Origin of the sequence: Treponema sp. (assembly GCF_024696245.1) — a bacterium.
Classification (GTDB): Bacteria; Spirochaetota; Spirochaetia; order Treponematales; family Treponemataceae; genus Treponema_D.
Genome location: NZ_JAILGZ010000097.1, coordinates 1 through 4156 on the forward strand (window position 1 = coordinate 1; position 4156 = coordinate 4156).

Here is a 4156-nt window from a genome sequence, read left to right on the forward strand (position 1 = left end):
CGAAATCCCTCTTACACGTATGATTTCTGAAAATGTTGATGTACCTGTAATTGCAAGCGGCGGAGGTGGAACGCCTGAACATCTTGCGGACGTTCTTAAAAACGGTAAGGCTGATGCGGCTTTGATTGCAACTATGGTTCATTCAGGGCAGTACACGGTGGGCAGCATAAAAGAAGAGCTTGCAAAAAACGGCGTTCCGGTAAGAATTGTGTAAGCCTCTGCTCTTTTTCAGCAATTATAAATTTTTATTAATAATTTAATATAAAACCTTTCCCCTATACTCGACTCTTTTCTTCCATGCTAGACTTTTTTCATATTTAGCACGGGAGCGTACAAATGAAAAAAATCTTAAAATTTGTGGCAGCAGGTATTTCTGCCCTACTTTTATTTTCTACAGGATGCAACAATGGAGCATCAAACAATATTGGTGGAAAACCTGGTGAAGAAAGTACTGGTGAAGAAAGTACTGGTGAAAAAGATGCTGCAATAGACTCTTACTCAGGAAGTCATAATGGAGTTTCTACCGAAAATACGGTGGATGGCAAAACAAATGTCATCACAATAAAGGGAGATAAACTTTCTTCAGACGACTGGACTTTTATAGATTTTTCTCTGAAAGAATATGGAGATAAAAAGGTAAAACTTAATTTTTCCTGCAACATGAAGGTTGTAAATGATGGAGAAAAAACAGAAAGGCTGATGTGGCAGGTAAATCTTAGTGATTATCCTGTTATTGCAGAGCATTCTTTTACAAAAGGAAGTTCGGACTGGACAAGTCTTACAGGAAGTTGGGAAGGAAATCTTTCTTCTGATAATGTTTTTTACCTGTCTACTCATGAAACTCAAAAAGAAAATCTTACAATCTATATTGCAGATTTCAAACTTAAAATTTCTTACAGTGAAATTTCTTCTACCAAACTTTCATGGCTGGAAGAATCTGTGCCTTCCTTAAAAGAAACTTACGCAGATATTTTTGATTCTTTTGGAATTGCCTGTGAATACCGTCCATGGAATCATGATCCGGAATTAGCTTCTGAAACAGTTAGAAAGGGCCTTACAAAACATGCAGATTCAATCACTATGGGAAATGAATTTAAACCAGACGGAATCTTCAGCATTTCATGGGGACAATCAAAACCTTCAATTGCTTCTGAAAAATTTACAGCAAGTAATGGAAAAACTATAGATGTTCCTGTTTTAAATGGATTTACACAGATGGATAACATTCTTGCAGACTGTAAAAAAGCAGGTCTTAAAATGCGCGGTCACGTTCTTGTATGGCATTCACAGACTCCTGAAGCTTTTTTTGCAGAAGACTACAATCCTCAAAAATCTGATGCCAAAATTACAAATCTTGTAGACAAAGAAACTATGACAGCCCGCCAGGAATGGTACATTAAAACTGTTCTGGAGCATGTTGCTGCATGGGAAAAAGCAAACGGTTACGGCGAAGGAAATCATCTTGTCTGGGCTTGGGATGTAGTAAACGAAGCTATGGCAGATGATGCAGGCAAAGTTTACAGCGGAAATGGTCAGAACTGGCTTAGGGGTTCAACGAGTGATACTAAAGACAAGGCTCCTGACAAGGGAGGTTCCCGCTGGTATCAGATTTACGGAAACGAAGAATTTATTTTAAATGCCTTCCGTTTTGCAAATGCCTATGCTCCTGCTGACGTAAAACTCTGCTACAACGATTATAATGAATACATGGATTATGATGGTAATCATGGCAGCTGGAAAACAAGTGCTATTTTACATATTATAGACGAACTTAAAAATGATGCAGGTATCACTCTGGACGGAAAAACATTTAAAGCAAGAATTGATGTAATGGGAATGCAGTCTCATGTCGGTCCATCATGGCCAGGTGCAGGCGGATACGAAAATGCACTTAAACGCTATCTGGCTGCCGGTGTAGATGTTCATGTTACGGAGTTTGACATTTCTGCAACGAGTCAGAACCAGGCAGCAAGTTCTTATAAAGAATATTTCAACATGCTGAAAAAATACGGAAAAAATTATTCAGGCAGTCACAAAATTACAAATGTAACGGTCTGGGGAATCAGCAGTGAAGACTCTTGGATTAGCAATAATGGAAGTCAATATCCATTGCTCTTTAACCGTTCCGGCTCTAATTATTACACAAACTCTGCTTTTGATGCCGTAATAGCAGCTGCAGAATAAATTCTTGAGTGGGAGTTACACGCACGGATTGAAATTGTTAGTTTTTCTTTATATATTTTAACTTCCACACAAAAACTTCCACACAAGAAAGTAGTCAAAAAATTGCAAAAGTGCTTTTTTTTTGTATAATAGTATTGTATGCAAGTAATAACAGGCTTGCATACAGAAGGAGTTAATTATATGAAAAAAACGCATTCAAAATTTAAAATGCTTTTGGAAGTGCTGGCTATGTCGGCATTCATAGTTACTTTTACAGGTTGTCCAGATCCAAATGATCCAGATAAACCTCAGTCAACAAATATCATTCCAGAAGATCCTAATGATTCAACTGATGAAATTGTAATTGAGATGAAAGCTGGTGAAGTTGGCTACATAAAATTACCAAAAGCAATTCCATCTAATTCTGGTTATACCACTCTTTATGCAGAACTTAAATACGAATCTGAAACAGCAAATAGTGTATACTTACATCTTGTGAACAGCAAATCAGATAAGAGGGCTTCTGGTGATATAGATGCATCAAAAGAATATTCAATTGTTTCGGCCATTTGTTTAGCTGGTTCTTCTTATAAAGATAATAATAATACAATAGCGGCTTGTGATGATGAAGCTGACGAGATCCGTCTTTATATGCAGAATTCAGAAGCAGATTGGGCTAAAGTTGCCGGTAAAATCTATATCAAGAAGATATGGCTTGCCGGTTACGGAAAAGAAAATCTTATAATTTACAAAGCAGAAGGTGCAGATGATACAACTCCTGCAGCATACAAAACAATTGATAAGACTTTCTCTTATACAGATGAAAAAACAAGCTTTACTATTACAACAAAAGCTGATGGAACATTTATTTCAAATACTGTAAACGGAACCTACCTTATCAAAGATGATTTACTTAAAGTTTTTGTCACAACAGAAAAAGGAACTGAAATAGAGTACTTTAAAATCAAAGACGATAAGCTGGAAATATACACCCTTGACCTCTCAAAATTTATTCAGGGTTATGGTGATACAGCATCAACAACATACAAAGATGGAAAACTATTAATCACAGAAAACAACAACGGTTATTTCCAGGTTGCAATCCCTTATATGCCTGAGCTTGCAGACGGTGCAGCTTATGTTTCTGGAATAATCCCAGGTTATGCAGGAATTGGTATTACAATTGCATCATGGTCTATTCCAGAAAATGATAAATCTGTATCCCCTTATGAACCTACGACAGGAACAAATCTTTTCAATGAAGAAAAAGGTATTTACTGCCCATATTTTGTTATTCATGGTGGCGGTTGGATTGATACTTTAATAATTGACAAAATTATGATTGGTCCAAAAATCATTGAGGAAGATAAACCGACACCAGAACCACAGCCAGTAGAACCAGAAGAAACTGTTGCTTTCAAAATCACATATAATGCAGATGCACAATATGCAGCAGCTGTATTTACTGTTGAAGACGACTGGAAATCACTTGAAGTTATATTTGCAGATGGTACAAGCTTTGATGACATTCAGTTCAATGCTATTTGCGATACAGTTCTATCACAAGAATCTTGGGGAACAGCCTATTATACAACTTACCCACAGATTTCGAAAGCTAAAAATACATTGGTAATGGCAGATTGTTTGAATGACCTTAAAAGCCTTAGTAACAATCCAGAAACAAAGCTTACAAAAATAAATATTCAGAATAAAACAACAGAAGGTTTTTCTGTAGATGTTATCAGTGCAAAGGTTACAAAAGCTGACGGCACAGTTGTATCTGTAACACCAACAGGCGACTGGGGCTCTAGTGTTAAATAATCTGACATAAAACTACAGTATTGAATATCTTGCTCTGGATGTTTCAGTTTCAAAAACGTCCACGCAATAAAGGACTGGTTCTGTTTTATCTTTCTGGTAAGACAAATCCAGTCCTTCTTTTTTTAACTCTGAGATAATTCCGTCATAAATATACATGGCAATTCGCTCGGCA

General features: G+C 36.7%; 3 protein-coding genes. All 3 read left to right on the forward strand.

Annotated features, from left to right (window positions below):
- On the forward strand, positions 1-214 hold a 214-nt coding region (locus K6D58_RS06840; protein WP_296828918.1), incomplete at its 5' end, for a HisA/HisF-related TIM barrel protein.
- Between the two features lie 122 nt (positions 215-336).
- Entirely contained in the window at positions 337-2184 is a 1848-nt protein-coding gene (locus K6D58_RS06845; protein WP_296828920.1) for an endo-1,4-beta-xylanase, read from the forward strand.
- 180 nt (positions 2185-2364) lie between these two features.
- The gene (locus tag K6D58_RS06850; protein WP_296828921.1) at positions 2365-3984 is read left to right on the forward strand and encodes a hypothetical protein; all 1620 of its coding nucleotides are present in this window, start codon (positions 2365-2367) and stop codon (positions 3982-3984) included.
- Positions 3985-4156: the final 172 nt, after the last annotated feature.